Origin of the sequence: Flavonifractor sp. An10, from assembly GCF_002161215.1 — a bacterium.
GTDB lineage: Bacteria > Bacillota > Clostridia > Oscillospirales > Oscillospiraceae > Flavonifractor > Flavonifractor avistercoris.
This window is the reverse complement of sequence record NZ_NFMB01000004.1, coordinates 98,062-117,198: the sequence shown is the minus strand read 5'-3', so window position 1 is coordinate 117,198 and position 19,137 is coordinate 98,062. Positions and strand designations below refer to the sequence as shown.

The following is a 19,137-nucleotide window of genomic DNA, read 5'->3' as shown; positions in this document are numbered from 1 at the left end:
CGATGATGAGTGACGCACCACTCAGCACCACGGTTTTGACCGCACCGTACTCCCATTATACTGTTGGAGTGTGCCCATTGCAAGTCTGAACAGCAGGAAATCGGAGTCGCGTGTTCGCTTTGATTGAGCACAATCAGGCGGTGTTGAGCTATGCACTCAACACCGCTTTTATGTTTCCGGCGGAACCCTGCGGCGGGGGCTTGCCCCCGCCCGGGCCGTCCGTCGGAAATCATCGGGAAGGAGAGGAGAATCCCAAAATCCACAGCGTTCAACCGTAAGTCTACTTGACCTTCCACCGTGTGGAGGGTATATGGTTCCCTGGAACCGCAGGGCGGCCCGGCCGAACCGGGCTGCCCCGTCAAAAAGGAGGATTTGGATATGAAACGAATTTGCTCCCTGCTCGTGGCAGGGGCCCTGGTCTTTCCCCTGGTGATCCCCGGCGCCGGCGCGGCGGAGGCCGCCCCGGCCACCCTGGAGGAGACGGCTCAGACCGCCGCCCAGGCCGCCCTGACCACCGGCGGGGCCCAGAGCATTCAGTACGCCGTCTGGCAGGACGGGGAGATTATCCTCACCGGCCACGCCGGGGACTACTCCCGGACGGAGAACCGGGCCCTCACCGACGATATGCTCTACGGCATCGGCTCGGTGAGCAAGGCATACACCGCCGCCGCCGTGCTCAACCTGGCGGAGGAGGGAAAAATCGACCTGGATGCCCCGGTGACCGCCTATCTGCCCGATTTCACCATGGCGGATGAGCGCTATACCGATATCACCGTGCGGATGCTGCTCAACCACTCCTCCGGCCTGCCCGGCTCCACCACCGCCAACGGCTTCCTGCTGAACGATCCGGACACCCTGGCGGCGGACACCCTGCTGGAGGAGCTCTCTGGTGAGACCCTGAAGGCCGACCCCGGCGCCTTCAGCGTCTACTGCAACGACGGCTTCACCCTGGCGGAGCTGGTGGTGGAGGCGGTCAGCGGCATGGACTTTGACGCCTACGTCCGCCAGGCCATTCTGGAGCCCGCCGGGCTGGACAACACCTGGTTCCCCGGCGAGGACTTTGACCAGAGCCTGCTGGCCAAAACCTATCTCACCGCTGAGGACACCCGGGCCCTGCCCAACGAGACGGTGGGCATCCACGGCACCGGCGGCATCTACGCCTCCGCCTCCGACCTGGCCGCCTTCGGCGGGCAGGTGTGGTGCACCGACGCGGTGCTCAACCAGGAGAGCCGCACCGCCGCCCTGGCCGACGAGTACGCCCGGGGCCTGTGGCCGGAGGACGACGAGGACGTGGTGAGCTACGGCCTGGGCTGGGACAGCGTCCACTGGTATCCCTTCGCCTACAGCGATATCCAGGCCGCGGCCAAGGGGGGCGACACCATCGTCTACCACGCCGGGCTGGTGGTGATCCCCGAGCACAACCTGGCGGCGGCGGTGCTGTCCTCCGGCGGCGTCAGCACCTACAACGAGATGGCGGCGGGCCAGATGCTCATCGCCGTCCTGGCTCAGCAGGGGGTGGAAGTGGATCAGACCGCCCACACCCTCCCCGCCGCGGAGCGGGCGGAGATGCCCGCCGAGCTGATGGACTACGCCGGCATATACGGGGATTCCTCCTCGGCGGCCATTGTCACCGTGACGGCCGACGGCGTCCTGTCCACCGGAAACACGCCCCTGTACTACTACAGCGACGGCTCCTTCCGGGACGAGAACCAGATCGTTATGCTCAAGTTCGTGGAGGAGGACAACGGCCAGGTCTACCTGTGGCAGAAGGGCTACTCCTCCATTCCCGGCCTGGGGGAGCAGCCCAGCTCCTCCTACATCTACGTGAAGCTGCCGGAGAACCCGGTCTCCCCGGAAACCCAGGCCGCCTGGGATGCCCGCAGCGGCAAGCTCTACCTGGCCCTGAATATGAAGTACACCAACATCAACTACCCCCTGGCCCTCCCCGCGGCGGCCCTGGCCACCGACCCGGTGAACATGCCCGGCTACATGGCCTTTGACCGCATCGTGGACGCCAACCGGGCCGAGGGCGCGGCCCAGATCCCCAGCCTGTACGGCCGGGACTGGCAGAACATCACCATGACCGAGCAGGACGGGGTGGAGTACCTGTCCCTCATGGGGGGCCTCTATGTGGACGGAACCACCATCGAGACCCTCTACGGCGGCCCCTCCTCCCACTCCACCATCCAGGCCGACGGCTATGCCCGGTGGTATCAGATCGGCGCGGACGCGGCGGGCAAGACCCTGACCGTCCAGGTGCCGGAGCACGGCGGCTTCGCCGTCTACGACGCCAACGGGGCCAACGTGGCGGCCTCCTGGGCCTGGGGCGACACCTCCGCCACTCTGCCCGAGGGGGGCTGGGTGGTCTTTGCCGGCGACCCCGGCGTGCGGTTCCACCTGGCCCTCACCGAGGCCGCAGAGTGAGCCACCGGAGTCCGAGTCTACCAGATGTCTACCAATTCAATCCCGCAACCCATTGGCGCGCAGCGGCTTCCCGCTGCGCGCCCTTTCTTTTGCCGCCTCAGGTCTACTAAATGTTTATCAAGGGCACTTTTTGACTTGCAAGCGTCTTCAAAACTGTCATATACCATACGATTTCCTCACTTTCGAGTCGATACAAGGTTCGTCATACGCCTCTGGTTTCCCTATTTCACCGGATATTGGTGGAATAGGGAAATCTGAGCCTCAAATCTTAGAAGGCGGAAAATCCAAGATGAGAAACCTCAGACGGCCTCTCAGCATGCTTCTGGCTGGCGCTGCGAGTTCCAGTAATTTCACCGAATCGGATGAAATCACCAATATTGAGGCGGCCCAGGTCATGACGGCCCTCGGTATACTCGGCGGCACCGACATCGCCGTCTCCGGCCTCAGTTCTTACAGCGAGAGTTTCGAGACCACTGCCGGCACTGCTGCCATCACTATCCTGCTGACTGCCGATGACTATTCCAGCCGGGCCTATACCATTGTTGTGACCCGCCAGGCCCTGGTTCAGGTCACTGTTGAGGACAATGGCGCAGCCGCGGAGGGCTTTGATCCCAGCTATGCGGTACAGGGTACCGCCGTTGCCTTTACTGTTACTCCCGCGGATGATATGAGCATCCAGTCGGTTGCGTGGAAAAACACATCTGACGAGGGAACCTGCACCGGCGGCGGCACGATCTACACCCTCTCTGCCGCAGCAGCCAGCAGCGATGTCACGATCACCGTGACCCAGAGCGCCATCTATTCCGCCATGACTGGCAGTTTCGTCATGAATGGCAACGATGACGTGGATGCTGAGGACGTGATTATCGGCATCAGTGAGAACAGCTACTTTGACAACACGGAGGATGTCACCTTTACGGTACAGATCCCCGATGACTATCACCTGGAGCGCGTGACTTGGATGCTGGCAGGCGATGCTTCTGCGACTGAACTTACGGCTGACGAGAATGGCGTATACACAATCGCCAGCGAAGATTTGGCGGATGTGGACAGCGGCAGCAACAAGCTGATCATCGGTGTACGTCTCGAAGCCAATCCCACCGTCACCTTCAGCAGTGGTGTGACTGCATGGGATGCTGAGACCGGCGCGAGCCTCGGCTCCTCCACCCTCTCCAAAGTGAATGAGGATGGAACCTACTATCTGGAGTTCACCTGCTCGGATGCCAATCTTACCATCACTGCCGGCAGCCTTTCGAGAACAGTCTCCGGCGGCGACTACGTGTACACGCTGACCAACATTCCGGATGGTGGGGCTGGAATTTCTTCTGGCACCTGATCCCTCACCCTCCCTTTGCATTTCCCCAACCTGCCGCCCCCGGGGCATCCGCCCCGGGGGCCGCCTTATCTCCCGTCTTCTGCCATTAGGCCCAAAGGGCATTTTCAAAATCCCGGCGGAGTGCTGGTCGAACGTGGGCGGAAGGCCGCCGGCGGTGTCGCGGGACGGAGAAAAAGGTCGAACGAAGTCGAGCGATTATATCCACAAATTTCCAGCAAATCCCTTGCGTTTGCTGTCTGATTATGGTAAATTATAGCCAACCGGTAAAGAGCCTTGGCCAGGCACAAACATAGGGCAGGGAGACCTGCCGGAAAGGGTGTCAACATTGGATAGCAAAACGAGGATTTTGGTGGCAGACGCCGGCGAGGAGTTCCGCCGCCTGATCGTGGAGGCTCTGGCGGCGGACGTCTCCATGGAGGTGGCCGCGGAGACCGGCGACGGCGAGGAGGCCGTCCGTCTGGCCGGGGAACTGCGCCCCGACGTGGTGGTGCTGGATCTGGTGCTCTCCAGCATGGACGGGCTGGAGGTGCTGGGCGAGCTGGCCGCCCTGCCGGAGCGGCCCCGCCTGCTGGTGCTCTCCAGCTTCGCCCGGGGCAATGTGGCGGAGCTGGCCGCCGCCCACGGGGCGGACTACTATATGATGAAGCCCTGCCGCATCCCCACCGTGGTGGAGCGCGTCCGGCAGCTGGCGGCCCGGAGCCAGCCGTCCGGCGGCACTCCGGAAGACAGCGTCGAGGGAGAGAGCCTGGAGAGCCAGGTCACCTCCATCATCCACGAGATCGGCGTGCCCGCCCACATCAAGGGCTACCAGTACCTGCGGGAGGCCATCCTCATCGCGGTGGCCGACATGGATGTGATCAACGCGGTGACCAAGGTGCTCTATCCCGAGGTGGCCAAGCGCTTCGGCACCACCGCCTCCCGGGTGGAGCGGGCCATCCGCCACGCCATCGAGGTGGCCTGGGATCGGGGCGATCTGGAGACCCTGCAGAAATACTTCGGCTACACGGTGAGCAACGCCAAGGGCAAGCCCACCAATTCGGAGTTCATCGCCATGATCGCCGACGGGCTCCAGCTCCAGCGCAAGCAGAAATAGGCAGACGGGGGCCGGCGCATCTGCGCCGGCCCCCGTCTCAGCGTGTCGAAAAAGTCTTTTCGACACGCTGCTGAACTTTTTGAAACTTCAAAAAAGTTTCAAAAAGTTGTTTGATCCAACGCGAAAGGGAACCCTGACGGTTCCCTTTCACACTATCCTTCCCTCCGAATCCTTCGGCCGGAGGGTTTATCGACAGCCTGCGGGGGCCGGCGCATCTGCGCCGGCCCCCGTCTTGCTTCATCAGTATCTGTTCAGGATGTCTTTTCCAGGGCGGTGATGGTGGCGGTGGGCTCCCCCTCGCCGTCAGACAGCGTCCCGGTATAGGTGATCTGGATGCTGTCGCCGGGCTCCAGGCCGTCGGCGTCCACGCCGCCCAGATTGAAGCGGCAGTAATTTCCATTCTCGTCCACCGCCACCAGGAAGTCCAGGCCCGTATCCACAGAATTGAGGGTGGCCTGGAGGGTGTGGCTCTCCGCCTCCGGCGCGGGGGTCTGGGTCTCCACCACGGCGGATTCCTGGGGTGCGGATGCCGTGCCGGCAGGGGTGCCGGCGGGCGCGCCTGTGCCGGAGCAGGCGGTCAGGGCGATGGCCAGGGCCGCACCCGCCGCGGCAAGAAACAGTTTGCGGTGCTGCATGAGAAACGCCTCCTTTTCAAGTGGTGGACACAAGATAACACGGATCTCCGGGCAGGGCAAGGGGAGTTGGCGCGGTTTCACGGCTCTGTAAGAAAGGCTTTCAGCTTTCTCCAGAATCTTCTGCCTTTCGTAAGGATCTGTTCATCAACTGTTCATCTGCCCCCTTTCCCCCTGCGGAAAAACGGCCTGCCGCCGGGCCAAATTTTGGAGAGATCGACAGGGGAAAGAGTCCGGCCGGCGGTTGACAGGCGGACGGCCGGAGGAGTACAATTTTGGGGTTATCTGCTTGCAAACCAGGAGGCGCACCCATGAAAATCATCTGTCAGATCGGCGTGGTCTTCGCCGTGTGCTGGGTCAGCCAGCTCATCGAGGCCGCGCTGCCCTTCCCCTTTCCGGCCAGCGTCATCGGCATGATCCTGCTGCTGCTCCTGCTGGCCTCCGGCCTGCTGAGGGTGGAGCACATCCAGGAGAAGGCCGATTTCCTGCTGGCCAATATGGCGTTCTTTTTCCTGCCCGCCGGCGTCAGCATCATGAACTACTTTGACCTGCTGCGCTCCTCCGCCGTCGCCCTGGTGGTCATCTGCCTGGTGACCACGGTGGTCACCTTCGCCGCCACGGCCTGGAGCATCCGCCTCACCCTGCGCCTGCTGGAGAGGAGGAAAAACCGTGTCTGAGCTGTTCTACTCCCCCTTCTTCGGCGTCGCCCTGAGCATCTTTACCTTCTGGGTGGGGGTGCGCATTCAGAAAAAGACCGGCCTGGTGGTCTGCAATCCCCTGCTCATCGGGGTGGTGCTGACCATTGGTGTGCTGCTCCTCTTCCGCATCCCCTATGAGGCCTACGACCAGGGCGCGGAATTCATCAGCCTGTTCCTCTCCCCCGCCACCGCCTGCCTGGCCGTGGCAATCTACGGCAAGCTCCCCCTGCTGCGGCGCAACTGGCTGCCCATTCTGGTGGGGTGCACGGTGGGCTCCGTGGTATCCATGGGCAGCGTCCTCCTGCTCTGCCGCCTGTTCGGCCTGGATGAGGCCATGACCGCCTCCCTGCTGCCCAAGTCGGTCACCACCCCCATCGCCATCAGCGTGTCCGAGGCCCACGGCGGCATCGGCTCCATCACCGTGGTGGCGGTGGTGCTCACCGGCATCTTCGGCTCCATCACCGCCCCGCTGCTCATCAGGCTGTTCCGGGTCAGGGAGCCCCTGGCCGCCGGGCTGGCCATCGGTGCCTGCTCCCATGCGGTGGGCACCTCCCGGGCCCTGGAGCTGGGCGAGACCGAGGGGGCCATGAGCGGCCTGGCCATCGGCGTGTGCGGCATCGTCACCGTGCTGCTCTCCCTTCTTCTGATGTAGGGGGGCGGTGCCATGCTGGAGGCGGAAATCATCCTGGCTCTGCGGGAGGAGCGGGAGCTGGAGGCGCTGGAGGCGTCCGGCGAGGTGCTCACCGGACTGGACTGCGCCGGGCTGGAGCTACGGCGGTGCACGCTGCGCAAGTGCCGGTTCGTGGACTGCGATTTCAGCGGCGCGGTGTTCGAGCAGGCGGCCTGGCAGGGCTGCGACTTCTCCAACTGCCGCTTCGGGGGCAGCGTGTGGCGGCAGGTGTCGGTGGACGGCTGCAAGGGGGACGGCGGGCAGTTCACCGGCAGCCGCTGGCGGGACTGCACGCTGACGGACAGCTCCTTCCGCTGCGCCAATTTCAGCCAGACCCGCTGGCGGAACACCAGGCTGGAGGACTGCCGCCTGGGCGGGGCGGTGCTGGCCCAGGCGGACGTGTCCGGCCTGCTCCCCCGCCGGGTGGACTTCCAGGGGGCGGATTTTTTCCGCACCAGCCTGTCCGGCCTGGATCTCTCCGACTGCTCCATCGGCGGTCTCACCGTGTCCGAGAGCCTGCGGGAGCTGCGGGGGATGAAGCTCAACCCCGCCCAGGCGGCGGAACTGATGCCCCTGCTGGGTATTGAGCTGCTGTAGACACAAAGGGGCCCTCCGCGCCTGCGGCGCGGTGGGCCCCTTTTATGTAGTGCTGTCTCAGCGGCGGCGGCGACGGCTGCCGGTATAGCGGCCCCGGCCGCTGTAGGCGTAGCTTCTGCGGCCGCCCTTCCGCCCGCCCCAGAGCATGTGGCGGACGATGAGGATGACCAGCACCGCCAGAATGACCACCAGCAGGATGCGCACCAGCAGGTTGTCAAAGAACTTCTGCACCCGATCCAGGTAGTAGAGGAAGTTGTCCCGCTCCACCGAGGAGGTGGCCACCAGGGGGAGGATGCCGTACTCCTGCCCGTTGAAGGACACGGTGATGCGGCCCAGCTCCTGCCCGGCCTCCACCGGGGCCTCCACCACGGGGGAGTCGATGGTGTACTGGTAGGTAAAGTTCTCCTCCGACACGTCGTTGGGCAGCAGGGCGGAGATCTCCCCCTCCGGCATGAGGGTGACACTGGGCTGCTTCCCCAGGCTCACCTCCACCTCCGGGATGTCCCGCTTGCTGCTGTCCAGCATGGTCTGGGTGGAGAAATTGTCAAAGCCCCAGTCAAACAGGCGGATGGTCTCGCTGAAATAGGTGTGGCCCTGGCTGCCGGTGGAGCCGGGCACCCGCTCGCACCCCATCACCACGGAGATCAGGTTCCGGTCGTTCTTGGTGGCGGAGGCGGCCAGGCAGTAGCCCGCCTCCGGCGTGGAGCCGGTCTTGATGCCGGTGGCGTACTCGTAGAGATAGCCGAGGATGCGGAAATTGGAGATCAGGGCGTTGGTGGAGCGGACGATGCGGGGCTCGGCGTGCATGTTGGTGGCGGGCATGGTGTAGTTCAGGGAGCCCACGATGGTGCGGAAGGTCTCATGGGTCATGGCCTCCCTGCACATCAGATAGATGTCGTAGGCGGTGGTGTAGTGGTTGTCGTCGTGGTAGCCGTGGGCGTTGGCGAAGTGGGTGCCCTCCATGCCCAGCTCCCCAGCCCGCTGGTTCATCAGCTCCACAAAGGAGGCCACGTCGCCGCTCACCGCCTCGGCCATGATGTTGCACGCCTCGTTGGCCGAGGGGATCAGGGCGGCATAGAGCAGGTCGATGACGCGCACCTGCTCCCCCACCTTGATGTCGGCGGTGGAGGCGTTCTCTCCGATGCCGGTGTAGATGTTCTCACTGGCGGTGACCACCCGCTCCAGGCTCAGCTCCCCCCGATCCACCGCCTCCAGGGTGAGCAGGCAGGTCATCACCTTGGTGATGGAGGCGGGATAGCGCTTTTCATGGGCGTTCTTCTCGTAGAGGATCTCCCCCGAGTCGGGATCCACCAGGATGGCGGCGGTGGCGTCCACGTCCATGGCGTCCAGGATGGCGCTGCCGCTGCCGCCGTCGGCCGGCTCCGCGGCCTCCTCGGCGGAGGCCCCGGTGGTCAGCAGGCCGGCCAGCAGGGCCAGGAGCAGCAGGGCGGAAAGCAGTCGTGATTTTTTCATAGGAAACTCCCGTGATCTATGATATAATGTCAGAAAGTGCCCGCGGCAGGGCCGCGGCGTCTGTTCCTATTATAGCAAACCGGATCCCGGGACGCAACGGGAAAGGCGGTGGTGAATTGTGAAGATTTCCAGAGTGGAGTGGCTGGCTATTGTGCTGGCCGTGGCGGCCGCCGCCTTTGCGGCGGGCTGGTTCCTCCGGGGGCAGGCCAGCCCCCAGCCCGTGCGGGTGGAGGTGGAGCGCACCCTGGTGCAGGAGACCCCCATCGCCCTGCCCTCCCCCACTCCGGAGGCGGCGGAGAGCGATGCCCCGGCCGCTCCGGTGAACATTAACACCGCCGACGCCGAGACCCTGATGACCCTCCCCGGCATCGGGGAGACCCGGGCGGCGGACATCATCGCCTACCGGCAGGCCAACGGCCCCTTCCGCATGGTGGAGCAGCTCACCGACGTGCCCGGCATCGGCGAGGGGATCCTGGCGGGCCTGATCGACTATGTAACCGTGGAATAGGAGGCAAACCGTGAAAATACTGGTCGTGGACGACGAAAAGGTGCTGGTCAAGGGCATTAAGTTCAATCTGGAGAGCGAGGGCTACCAGGTGGAGACCGGCTATGACGGCGAGGAGGCCGTGGAGCTGGCCCGCAGCGGCAATTTCGACCTGATCATCCTGGATCTGATGATGCCCAAGATCGACGGGCTGCAGGCCTGCATGCGCATCCGGGAGTTCTCCAACGTGCCCGTCATCATGCTCACCGCCCGCAGCGAGGACACGGACAAGATCATCGGCTTCGAGTGCGGGGCGGACGACTATATCACCAAGCCCTTTAACATCCTGGAGCTGAAGGCCCGGGTGCGTGCCCTGCTCCGCCGGGCGGGCATGGCCGCCCAGCAGAAGGGAGGCGGCGGCAAGCTGACCATGGGCCACATCACTCTGGACGCGGACGCCCGGGCGGCGTGGAAGGACGGCCAGAGCGTGGAGCTCACCGCCAAGGAGTTCGATCTGATAGAGCTGCTGCTGCGCAACCCCGGCCGGGTGTACTCCCGGGAGAACCTGCTCAACGTGGTGTGGGGGTACGAGTACGCCGGGGACTACCGCACGGTGGACGTGCACATCCGCCGCCTGCGGGAGAAGCTGGAGCTGGATCCCGCCAACCCCCAGTATATCCTCACCAAGTGGGGCGTGGGCTACTACCTGAAAGGAAACTGACCCCCCACTGTTCACTGTCCACTCTTCACTGCCCCAGGGGGTGTTTTCTTGCCGCAATCCAAAAAGGTGCCCTTTTGGCGCTCCCTCCAGACCAAGTTCGCCATGACCTATATTCTCATCGTGGCGGCGGTGCTCATCCTGCTCAACACCTATCCGGTGATGGTGTCCCAGGATCTGGCCTACCGCTCCAAGGAGACCTCCATGCAGAACCAGGCCGCCGTGCTGGCCTCCGCCCTGGCCACCGGGCCGGAGGCCCTCACCGCCGAGGGCGCCGCCCGGACGGTGGAGCTGCTGCTGGGCTCCCTGGGCGTGACGCGGATCGTGGTCACCGATCCCAACGGCCTGGTGCTCTGCGATTTTCAGGAGGGGACGGCCCGCACCGACACCACGGGCCAGTACGCCCTGTTCTGGGAGCTGGTCACCGCCCTGCAGGGCAACGACGTGTTCCGCTCCGACTACGCCGACGGCGTGTTCCACAGCCGGGCGGCGGTGCCGGTCACCTACCGCTCCATGACCCAGGGGGCGGTGTATCTCTACGAGTACGACGCCGAGCAGGGCGCCATGCTCCAGGGCATCCAGACCAACCTGCGCTTCATCTCCCTGGTCATCTGTCTGGTGACCCTGGTGATGGGCGTGGTGTTTGCCAAGGCCCTCACCCGGCGCATCGCCCTGCTGCTGGGGGCCATCCGCACCGTGCGGGAGGGCGAGTACAGCCACCGGGTGTCCATGGGCGGGGGGGATGAGCTCAGCCGCCTGGCCGACGAGTTCAATGAGCTCACCGGCCGCCTCCAGACCACCGAGGAGGTGCGCCGCCGCTTTGTCTCCGACGCCTCCCACGAGCTCAAGACCCCCCTGGCCTCCATCCGGCTGCTCACCGACTCCATTCTCCAGGCCGACCACATGGACAGCGAAACCGCCCGGGAATTCCTCACCGACATCGGGGACGAGGCCGAGCGTCTCACCCGCATCACCGAGAAGCTGCTCACCCTCACCCGCCTGGACACCGCCCCGGCGGCGGCTGCCGTCCCCGTGGACGTGGGGGCGGTGGTGGAGCGGGTGGAGCACATGCTCACCCCCCTGGCCCGGGCGGTGGAGGTGGAGCTGGAGCTGCGCCTCCAGCCCGGCTGCCTGATCGCGGCCACGGAGGACGAGCTGTACCAGATCGCCTTCAACCTGATGGAGAACGCGGTGAAGTACAACCTGCCCGGCGGAAAGGTCTATGTCACCCTCCAGGGGGACGCCCGCCAGGTGCGCCTGCGGGTGGAGGACACCGGCGTGGGCATTCCGGAGGAGGATCTGCCCAAGATCTTCGACCGCTTCTACCGGGTGGACAAGGCCCGCTCCCGGGCCGCCGGCGGCACCGGCCTGGGCCTGTCCATCGTGTGGGACACGGTGCGCCGCTACGGCGGCACGGTGACGGCCCGGCGGCGGGAGCCGGAGGGCACCTGCTTTGAGGTGGTCTTCCCCCGTCTGGCGGAGAAGGGAGGGACGCAGCGGTGAATCGCATCCGAATCGCGGCCCTGGCGGGGCTGCTGCTCCTGGCGGCGGGGTGCTCCGCCCCGCCGGAGGAGGCGGAGGACGGCTATCAGGTGTATTACTCCGCGCTGGAGGATCGCTATGCCCAGCAGGCCCTGGCCAGCGAGCCCTACGGCTCCGCCCCGCCGGAGGAGCCCATACCCGATCTGGTGGCCGCCCTGCTGGACGGGCCGGACTCCCCCGGCCTGACCTCCCCCTTCCCCGACGGGGTGCGCCTGCTGGGCTGGGAGCTGGCGGATGGGGTGCTCCACCTGGATCTGTCCGAGCAGTACGGCGGCCTGTCAGGGGTGAATCTCACCGTGGCGGACGCCTGCCTCACCCTCACCCTCTGCCAGGTGGAGGGGGTGGACGCGGTGTACGTCACCGTGGAGGGCCGGGAGATCCCCTACCGCCCCGTCCAGGCCCTGACCCCGGAGGAGCTGTTCCTCTCCGACGGCAGAGATGCCCCCGCCTCGGTCACGCTCCCCTTCTGGTATCCCCGCGCCGACGGCACCGGCCTGGCCGCCGAGACCCGGGAGCTGGCCGCCGGGGACACCCTGCTCCAGGACGTGCTCACCAGCTGGGCCGACGGCCCCTCCGGCCAGGAGCTGAAGGCCGCCCTGCCCCAGGGGGCGGAGGTGCGCTCCGTGACCCTGGAGGACGGCCTGTGCACGGTGGATCTGTCCCAGGCCTTTCTGGACGGCCTGCCCGCCGACAGCGGCCAGGCCCGGCTGGCGGTGTACGCCCTGGTGAACACCCTGGCGGGGGTGGAGGGGGTGGAGCAGGTGCAGCTGCTGGTGGAGGGGGCCGCCCTGGGGCAACCCCTCTCCCCCGACCAGTCCCTGGCCGCCCCGAATCAGGCCCCTTGACACATCCATAGCGAGGATGTAGGATATTGAGCATACCCAAAGAGAAAGGAAGTCCTGCCCATGAGCCACCGCATCAGCACCCAGTGCCTCCACGCCGGCTATACCCCCGGCAGCGGGGAGCCCCGCAACATCCCCATCGTCCAGTCCACCACCTTCCGCTACGCCACCGGCGAGGAGATGGGCAAGCTCTTCGATTTAGAGGCCAGCGGCTACTTCTACACCCGCCTCCAGAACCCCACCAACGACCACGTGGCCGCTAAGATCTGCGCCCTGGAGGGGGGTACGGCGGCCATGCTCACCTCCTCGGGGCAGGCGGCTTCCTTCTTTGCCATCTTCAACATCGTCTCCTGCGGGGAGCACGTGGTATGCTCCTCCTCCATCTACGGCGGCACCTACAACCTGTTCGCCGTCACCATGAAGCGGATGGGCATCGACTTCACCTTCGTGGATCCCGACTGCTCGGAGGCGGAGCTGGAGGCCGCCTTCCGGCCCGAGACCCGGGCAGTGTTCGGGGAGACCATCGCCAACCCCGCCCTCACCGTGCTGGACATCGAGAAGTTCGCCAGGGCCGCCCACGCCCACGGCGTGCCCCTGATCGTGGACAACACCTTCGCCACCCCGGTGAACTGCCGGCCCTTCGAGTGGGGCGCGGACATCGTCACCCACTCCACCACCAAGTACATGGACGGCCACGCCAACGCGGTGGGCGGCGCCATCGTGGACTCCGGCAAATTTGACTGGACGGCCCACGCCGGCAAGTTCCCCGGCCTGACCACCCCGGACGAGAGCTACCACGGCATCACCTACACTGAGAAGTTCGGCCTGGAGGGGGCCTACATCACCAAGGCCACCGCCCAGCTCATGCGGGATCTGGGGGCCATCCCCTCCCCCCAGAACTGCTACTATCTGAACATCGGGCTGGAGACCCTCCCCCTGCGCATGGCAAAGCACTGTGAAAACGCCCTGGCCGTGGCCCAATTCCTGAAAACCCACCCCAAGGTGGCCTGGGTGCGCTACCCTGGGCTGGAAGGGGATCCCTACTACGAGCGGGCCCGGAAGTACCTGCCCCACGGTACCTGCGGCGTGGTGTCCTTCGGCGTGAAGGGCGGCCGGGAGGGGGCCTCCAGGTTTATGGCGGGGCTGCGCCTGGCCTCCATTGCCACCCACGTGGCCGACGCCAAGACCTGCGTGCTCCACCCCGCCACCACCACCCACCGGCAGATGACCGACGAGGAGCTCCGCGCCGCCGGCGTCTCCCCCGACCTGGTGCGCCTGTCCGTGGGCATTGAGGACGTCAGCGATATCCTGGAGGATGTGGAGCAGGCCCTGGAGCAGGTGTGAGCCGATCCAAAAACAGGCCGGGCTTCCCGATCGGGAAGCCCGGCCTCAGCCTGTCGAAAAAGTCTTTTCGACAGGCTGCTGAACTTTTTGAAACTTCAAAAAAGTTTCAAAAAGTTATTTGATCCAATGCGAAAGGGAACCCTGACGGTTCATCTCCGCGCCAAGCGCCGCCGCATTGCGGCGGTTGCGCTCCGAAACGCCCTGCGGGGCAGCCTTTCACACTATCCTTCCCTCCGAATCCTTCGGCTGGAGGGTTTATCTGCAGCCTCAGGCCGGGCTTCCCGATCGGGAAGCCCGGCCTGTTTCTACTGCCTGTTGCGCAGGGAAACCACGGGCGCAGCCGGCGGCGGCTACTGCAATTTTTCCCGCAGCACCTGGTTCACCACCGCCGGGGACGCCTGGCCCTTGAGCTGGCGCATGACCTGGCCCACCAGGAAGCCGAAGGCCTTCTCCTTGCCCGCTCGGTAGTCGGCCACCGATTTGGCGTTGGCGGCCAGAACCTCGTCCACCACCTTTGTCACCAATCCGGCGTCGGACACCTGCTCCAGGCCGTGCTCCTTTACATAGGTATCCACGTCGCCGTCGGTCTCGAAGATGGCCTCGAACACCTTGACGGCGGTGTTGCGGTTGAGCCTGCCCTCCTTCACCAGCTGGATCAGCCGGGCCAGGGTGGGGGGCGTCAGCTTCATGTCCCTGGCCTCCAGGCCGTGGACGGAGAGGGCCCCCAGCACCTCCCCCATGATCCAGTTGGCGGCCTGCTTGGGCGCCGCCCCCAGGGCCACCACCTCCTCGAAGAAGTCGGCCAGGGCCTTCTGGGAGGTGATCATCTCTGTGTCGTAGACGGGCAGGCCCCAGTCCGCCTGATACCGCACCCGCTTGGCCTCTGCCAGCTCAGGCTGTTCGGCCCTCAGACGCTCCAGGTACTCCTCACTCAGCTCCAGGGGCGGGATGTCCGGCTCGGGGAAGTAGCGGTAGTCCTGGGCGTTCTCCTTGGAGCGCATGGCGTAGGTGGCGTCCTTGTTCTCGTCCCACCGCCGGGTCTCCTGCACCACCCGCTTCCCCTCCTCGATGAGCTCGATCTGCCGCCGGGCCTCGTACTGGATGGCCCGGGAGATGGCCTTGAAGGAGTTCAGGTTCTTCATCTCGGTGCGGGTGCCCAGCTCCTGGGAGCCCATGGGCCGCACCGACAGGTTCACGTCGCACCGGAGGGAGCCCTCCTGCATCTTGCAGTCGGACACGCCCAGGTACTGGAGGGTCTCCTTCAGCTTCTCCAGGTAGGCGATCACCTCGTCGGCGGAGCGGAAGTCGGGCTCGGTGACGATCTCGATGAGGGGCACGCCGCAGCGGTTGTAGTCCGCCCGGGTCTGGTCCAGCCAGGGGTCGTGAACCAGCTTGCCCGCGTCCTCCTCCATGTGCATCTCGTGGATACGGATGGTCTTGCCCTCCCCGATGTCCACCGCGCCGTCGCGGGCGATGGGGGCGTAGAGCTGGGAAATCTGGTACGCCTTGGGCAGGTCGGGGTAGAAGTAGTTCTTCCGGTCAAACTTGCTGTAGCGGGTGATGGCGCAGTTCAGGGCCAGGCCCGCCTTGACGGCCAGCTCCACCACCTGCCGGTTGAGCACCGGCAGGGTGCCCGGCATGCCGGTACACACCGGGCAGCAGTGGGTGTTGGGCGCGCCGCCGAACTCGGTGGTGCAGGAACAGAAAATTTTCGTCCTGGTGGCCAGCTCCACGTGGGTCTCCAGGCCGATGATGGTCTCCCAGGTCATTCAGATCACCCCTTCCTTTGCGGCCTTCCCCCCACAGGGGGGAAGGTGGCCCGAAGGGCCGGATGAGGGGGCCCTTCGGTGCCAGTCGGTCTCCTGCTGGTAGGCGTGGGCGGCGTCCAGCACCGCCAGATCCCCCAGGGCGGGGCCGATGAGCTGGGCCCCGATGGGCAGACCGCTGGAATCGAAGCCGCAGGGCATGGACAGCCCGGGCAGGCCCGCCAGGTTGACGGAGACGGTGTAGATGTCGCTGAGGTACATCTTCAGCGGGTCGCTGAGGCTCTCCCCCAGCCTGGGGGCGGTGGTGGGGGACACCGGGGTGAGCAGCAGGTCGTACTTTTGGAAGGCCTCGTCAAAGGCCCCCTTGATGACCGTCTTCACCTGGAGGGCCTTTTTGTAGTAGGCGTCGTAGTAGCCGGAGGACAGCACGAAGGTGCCCAGCAGGATGCGGCGCTTCACCTCGGCGCCGAAGCCCTCGGTACGGGTCTTGCGGTAGAGCTCCCCCAGATCCTCGTAGCCCTCGGCCCGCCAGCCGTACTTCACCCCGTCGAACCGGGACAGGTTGGAGGACGCCTCGGCGCAGGCGATGATATAGTAGGCGGGCACCACGTATTCCATGACGGGGAGGGCGAACTTCTCCACCACGGCCCCCCGGGCCCTGAGCACGTCGGCGGCGGACAGGACGGCGGCGCGGACTTCGGGCTCCAGCCCCTCGCCGAAGCAGTCCACCGGCAGGCCGATCTTTTTGCCCCTCACGTCGCCGGTGAGGGAGGACAGCAGGTGCCCGGCGGGGGCGTCCAGGCTGGTGCCGTCCCGGGGGTCTCTCCCCTGGATCAGATCCAGCACCGCGGCGCAGTCGGCGGCGGAGCGGGCGATGGGGCCCATCTGATCCAGGGAGGAGGCATAGGCGATCAGCCCGTACCGGGACACGGTGCCGTAGGTGGGCTTCATGCCGGTGACGCCGCAGTAGGCGGCGGGCTGCCGGATGGAGCCGCCGGTGTCGGAGCCGATGGCGTACCACACCTCCCCGGCCGCCACGGCGGCGGCCGCCCCGCCGGAGGAGCCGCCGGGGGCCCGGGTCAGATCCCAGGGGTTGCGCACCGGGCCGTAGTAGGAGGTCTCAGAGGTGGAGCCCATGGCGAACTCGTCCATGTTTAGCTTGCCCATGGACACCGCCCCGGCGGCGGTCAGACGCTCCGCCACGGTGGCGTCGTAGCAGGGGGCGAAGTCCCCCAGGATTTTGGAGGCACAGGTGGTGCTCACCCCCCTGGTGCAGATGTTATCCTTGTAGGCCATGGGCACCCCCGCCAGGGGGGATGCGTCCAGGGCGGCGGCCGGGGCGGGGGCATCCGTCACGGTGACAAAGGCGTTGTTGTCCGGCTGGGCGGCGGCGATCCGGGCGGCGGAGGCGGCGATGGCCTCCTCCTGGGTCACGGCCCCGGCGCGGAGCTGTTCCCCCAGCTCCAGGGCAGAAAGTTCATGCAGTTCCATCGTCCTCACCTCACTCCACAGCCCTGGGCACCAAGAATGCCTCCCCGTCGGAGGCCGGGGCCCCGGAGAGCAGGGCCTCCCGGTCACAGGAGGGCTGCACCTCGTCGGCCCGCAGCACGTTCTTCACGGGGAACACGTGGCTCAGCGGCTCCACGTCCGCGGTGTCCAGCCCGCTGAGCACGTCCATATAGTCCACGATCTTCTCCAGCTCCGCCGCCATGGCGGCCTTCTCCCCCTCCGGCAGCTTCAGCCGGGACAGCTCGGACACATAGTCCACCAGTTCTTCGGTAATTTTCATCTTGTCATTCCTCCACGGGCCGGTATAGGCGCCGGCCCCACGCAATCTGGTCTCGTTGCGGGCGGATACTATCCGCCCCTACTGCCGGGTCTCACCGGCGGTTGGCATAGGGGCGAACTGTGTTCGCCCGCGCTCTCACGGCTCCAGTCTGGTGCGGTCTCTCGGGAACAAACACGCCTTGCGCACGTTGTCCAGGCCGCACAGCTGCATGGTCAGCCGCTCCAGGCCGATGCCCAGGCCGCCGTGGGGGGGCATGCCGTGCTTGTGGATCATGAGATAGCTCTCGAATTCCGCCGGATCCATGCCCCGGGCCTCCATCTTGGCCACCTGCTGGGCGTAGTCGTGGATGCGCTGGCCGCCGGTGGTGACCTCCAGTCCCCGGAACAGCAAATCGAAGGACAGGGTGAACCTGGGATCGGCCGGGTCATCCATGGCGTAGAAGGGCCGCTTCCTGCTGGGGTAGTGGGTGACGAACACGAAGTCGCTGCCCCACTCCTCCTTGGCGTACCGGCCGATGTGGTGCTCCTCCTCCGGCTCCAGATCGTAGGGGTCGCGGATGGCGTAGCCGTACTTCTCCGCCGCCAGCCGCTTCACCTCGTCGAAGCGGACGGCGGGAATACGCGCCACATCGGGCAGTTCCACCCCCAGCAGGGTCAGCTCGGCGGAATACCGGGTGCGGAGCAGCTCCATCAGGTGCCGGAGGAAGCCCTGCTCCACCTCCATCACGTCGGCAAAGGAGTCGATATAGCCCATCTCGAAATCCAGGGAGGTGTACTCGTTGAGATGCCGCTGGGTGGCGTGCTTCTCCGCCCGGAACACCGGGGCCACCTCGTACACCCGCTCGAACACCCCCACCATGGTCTGCTTGTAGAACTGGGGGGACTGGGCCAGGAAGGCCTTTTTGCCGAAGTAGTCCAGCCGGAAGATGTTTGCGCCCCTCCGCCCCGGCGTGGACAAGCTTGGGGTGGATCTCGGTGAAGCCCTCCCCGTCCAGGTACTCCCGGAAGGCCCGGCAGACAGCCGCCTGGATGCGGAACACCGCCCGCTCCTGGGAGAGCGGAGCACCACCGGCCGGAGGGACAGCTCGGTGTCCAGGTTCAGCTCCAGCTTCTTCTTGGCCAGCGGCACCGGCGGGGGCGCGGCGGGCCGGGTGAGCACCGTGATTTTCGCCTCGGACAGCTCCACCCCGCCGGGAGCCCGGGACTCGGCCCGCAGCACGCCGGTGGCGGTGACGGTGCACTCCTCGGTGGCCCCGTCCAGGGCCTCCCGCCCGGTGCACACACACTGGAGCAGCCGCTCCCGGGTGCGCAGGGTCAGGAAGGTGACCCCGCCCAGATCCCGCAGGGCGTGAACCGCCCCGTGAAGGGTGACGGCCTGGTTATTCCGGGCCCCCTCCATCGCGCGCGTTTGACTGGTCAGAAATTCCATGCCGTTCACAACCTTTCGATGAAAAAGAATAAAAAAAGCCCCGAAGCTGCATGCAGCTTCGGGACGGAAAAACTCCGCGGTACCACCCGGTGATTGCCGCGCCCTCCTTGGCGCGGCCGCTCACAGCCCCTAACGCGGGCGGACGTGCGCCCCTACCCCCTGACATCAGGGCTCAGAGCGCCGGCTCAAACGTGTTGCGCCATCCCATCCTGCCGAACCGGGCTCTCAGTCGGTGACCCGGATTCTCTGGCGGCCCTCACAGGCGGCGGTCGTTCTCATCGCTTTTGTTGCATGTAGTATA

The 19,137-nt window shown here is 65.8% G+C and carries 17 protein-coding genes; 11 read left to right on the top strand and 6 right to left on the bottom strand.

Annotated elements, in window-relative coordinates; translation table 11 throughout:
- Positions 1-378 precede the first annotated feature (378 nt).
- The 3 genes from B5E42_RS08115 to spo0A all read left to right on the top strand — a co-directional run bounded on the left by B5E42_RS08115 (position 379) and on the right by spo0A (position 4,853).
- The gene (locus B5E42_RS08115; RefSeq protein ID WP_087238504.1) at positions 379-2,424 is read left to right on the top strand and encodes a serine hydrolase domain-containing protein; all 2,046 of its coding nucleotides are present in this window, start codon (positions 379-381) and stop codon (positions 2,422-2,424) included.
- 289 nt (positions 2,425-2,713) lie between these two features.
- A complete protein-coding gene (locus B5E42_RS08110) occupies positions 2,714-3,760 on the top strand; it encodes a hypothetical protein (protein ID WP_087238502.1) in 1,047 nt (348 codons plus the stop codon).
- Between the two features lie 349 nt (positions 3,761-4,109).
- Positions 4,110-4,853: a sporulation transcription factor Spo0A gene (gene spo0A / locus B5E42_RS08105; protein ID WP_087238501.1), complete on the top strand. Its 744-nt coding sequence runs from the start codon at positions 4,110-4,112 to the stop codon at positions 4,851-4,853.
- A 251-nt stretch (positions 4,854-5,104) separates the two neighbouring features.
- Here the strand turns inward: spo0A and B5E42_RS08100 are convergent, their stop codons facing one another.
- Positions 5,105-5,488, bottom strand: a complete 384-nt coding sequence (locus B5E42_RS08100; RefSeq protein ID WP_087238499.1) for a hypothetical protein — start codon at positions 5,486-5,488, stop codon at positions 5,105-5,107.
- Between the two features lie 308 nt (positions 5,489-5,796).
- Between B5E42_RS08100 and B5E42_RS08095 the strand changes: the two genes are divergently transcribed.
- Genes B5E42_RS08095 through B5E42_RS08085 form a run of 3 tightly spaced genes read left to right on the top strand, consistent with a single transcriptional unit; the run spans position 5,797 to position 7,450 of the window.
- Entirely contained in the window at positions 5,797-6,162 is a 366-nt protein-coding gene (locus B5E42_RS08095) for a CidA/LrgA family protein (protein WP_087238497.1), read from the top strand.
- A complete protein-coding gene (locus B5E42_RS08090) occupies positions 6,155-6,835 on the top strand; it encodes an LrgB family protein (protein WP_087238495.1) in 681 nt (226 codons plus the stop codon). Before B5E42_RS08095 ends, B5E42_RS08090 begins: the two co-directional genes overlap by 8 nt.
- 12 nt (positions 6,836-6,847) lie before the next feature.
- The gene (locus B5E42_RS08085) at positions 6,848-7,450 is read left to right on the top strand and encodes a pentapeptide repeat-containing protein (RefSeq protein ID WP_087238493.1); all 603 of its coding nucleotides are present in this window, start codon (positions 6,848-6,850) and stop codon (positions 7,448-7,450) included.
- Positions 7,451-7,507: 57 nt separating this feature from the next.
- Here the strand turns inward: B5E42_RS08085 and B5E42_RS08080 are convergent, their stop codons facing one another.
- Positions 7,508-8,923 (bottom strand): D-alanyl-D-alanine carboxypeptidase family protein, encoded by a 1,416-nt coding sequence (locus B5E42_RS08080; RefSeq protein WP_087238491.1) that lies wholly within the window; start codon positions 8,921-8,923, stop codon positions 7,508-7,510.
- Between the two features lie 118 nt (positions 8,924-9,041).
- Between B5E42_RS08080 and B5E42_RS08075 the strand changes: the two genes are divergently transcribed.
- From B5E42_RS08075 to B5E42_RS08055, 5 genes are read left to right on the top strand one after another with little or no spacing between them, the layout of a single operon-like run.
- The gene (locus B5E42_RS08075; RefSeq protein WP_087238489.1) at positions 9,042-9,431 is read left to right on the top strand and encodes a ComEA family DNA-binding protein; all 390 of its coding nucleotides are present in this window, start codon (positions 9,042-9,044) and stop codon (positions 9,429-9,431) included.
- Between the two features lie 10 nt (positions 9,432-9,441).
- Positions 9,442-10,128 (top strand): response regulator transcription factor, encoded by a 687-nt coding sequence (locus B5E42_RS08070; RefSeq protein WP_087238487.1) that lies wholly within the window; start codon positions 9,442-9,444, stop codon positions 10,126-10,128.
- A gap of 48 nt (positions 10,129-10,176) precedes the next feature.
- A complete protein-coding gene (locus B5E42_RS08065) occupies positions 10,177-11,628 on the top strand; it encodes a HAMP domain-containing sensor histidine kinase (RefSeq protein ID WP_242967064.1) in 1,452 nt (483 codons plus the stop codon).
- On the top strand, positions 11,625-12,512 hold the full coding sequence (locus B5E42_RS08060; RefSeq protein ID WP_087238485.1) for a GerMN domain-containing protein: 888 nt from the start codon (positions 11,625-11,627) through the stop codon (positions 12,510-12,512). Before B5E42_RS08065 ends, B5E42_RS08060 begins: the two co-directional genes overlap by 4 nt.
- Before the next feature lie 60 nt (positions 12,513-12,572).
- Positions 12,573-13,853, top strand: coding sequence for an O-acetylhomoserine aminocarboxypropyltransferase/cysteine synthase family protein (locus B5E42_RS08055; RefSeq protein WP_087238483.1), 1,281 nt, complete (start codon positions 12,573-12,575; stop codon positions 13,851-13,853).
- A 350-nt stretch (positions 13,854-14,203) separates the two neighbouring features.
- Here B5E42_RS08055 and gatB read toward each other — a convergent pair whose 3' ends face one another.
- The 4 genes from gatB to aspS form a co-directional block, all read right to left on the bottom strand.
- Positions 14,204-15,622, bottom strand: coding sequence for an Asp-tRNA(Asn)/Glu-tRNA(Gln) amidotransferase subunit GatB (gene gatB / locus B5E42_RS08050; RefSeq protein WP_087238481.1), 1,419 nt, complete (start codon positions 15,620-15,622; stop codon positions 14,204-14,206).
- On the bottom strand, positions 15,623-17,110 hold the full coding sequence (gene gatA, locus B5E42_RS08045; protein ID WP_087238480.1) for an Asp-tRNA(Asn)/Glu-tRNA(Gln) amidotransferase subunit GatA: 1,488 nt from the start codon (positions 17,108-17,110) through the stop codon (positions 15,623-15,625).
- A gap of 10 nt (positions 17,111-17,120) precedes the next feature.
- The gene (gene gatC, locus B5E42_RS08040; RefSeq protein ID WP_087238478.1) at positions 17,121-17,408 is read right to left on the bottom strand and encodes an Asp-tRNA(Asn)/Glu-tRNA(Gln) amidotransferase subunit GatC; all 288 of its coding nucleotides are present in this window, start codon (positions 17,406-17,408) and stop codon (positions 17,121-17,123) included.
- Positions 17,409-17,543: 135 nt separating this feature from the next.
- Positions 17,544-18,836 carry an aspartate--tRNA(Asn) ligase gene (gene aspS / locus B5E42_RS08035; RefSeq protein ID WP_242967063.1) on the bottom strand — a complete coding sequence of 431 codons (1,293 nt, stop codon included), beginning with the start codon at positions 18,834-18,836 and terminating at the stop codon, positions 17,544-17,546.
- Between the last annotated feature and the right edge of the window lie 301 nt (positions 18,837-19,137).

Excerpts from the sequence above, each read along its gene's own strand:
- B5E42_RS08115 (WP_087238504.1), top strand. The coding sequence starts at position 379 with ATGAAACGAATTTGCTCCCTGCTCGTGGCAGGGGCCCTGGTCTTTCCC.
- B5E42_RS08110 (WP_087238502.1), top strand. The coding sequence starts at position 2,714 with ATGAGAAACCTCAGACGGCCTCTCAGCATGCTTCTGGCTGGCGCTGCG.
- B5E42_RS08100 (WP_087238499.1), bottom strand. The coding sequence starts at position 5,488 with ATGCAGCACCGCAAACTGTTTCTTGCCGCGGCGGGTGCGGCCCTGGCC.
- B5E42_RS08095 (WP_087238497.1), top strand. The coding sequence starts at position 5,797 with ATGAAAATCATCTGTCAGATCGGCGTGGTCTTCGCCGTGTGCTGGGTC.
- B5E42_RS08085 (WP_087238493.1), top strand. The coding sequence starts at position 6,848 with ATGCTGGAGGCGGAAATCATCCTGGCTCTGCGGGAGGAGCGGGAGCTG.
- B5E42_RS08080 (WP_087238491.1), bottom strand. The coding sequence starts at position 8,923 with ATGAAAAAATCACGACTGCTTTCCGCCCTGCTGCTCCTGGCCCTGCTG.
- B5E42_RS08055 (WP_087238483.1), top strand. The coding sequence starts at position 12,573 with ATGAGCCACCGCATCAGCACCCAGTGCCTCCACGCCGGCTATACCCCC.
- gatB (WP_087238481.1), bottom strand. The coding sequence starts at position 15,622 with ATGACCTGGGAGACCATCATCGGCCTGGAGACCCACGTGGAGCTGGCC.
- gatA (WP_087238480.1), bottom strand. The coding sequence starts at position 17,110 with ATGGAACTGCATGAACTTTCTGCCCTGGAGCTGGGGGAACAGCTCCGC.
- gatC (WP_087238478.1), bottom strand. The coding sequence starts at position 17,408 with ATGAAAATTACCGAAGAACTGGTGGACTATGTGTCCGAGCTGTCCCGG.
- aspS (WP_242967063.1), bottom strand. The coding sequence starts at position 18,836 with ATGGAATTTCTGACCAGTCAAACGCGCGCGATGGAGGGGGCCCGGAAT.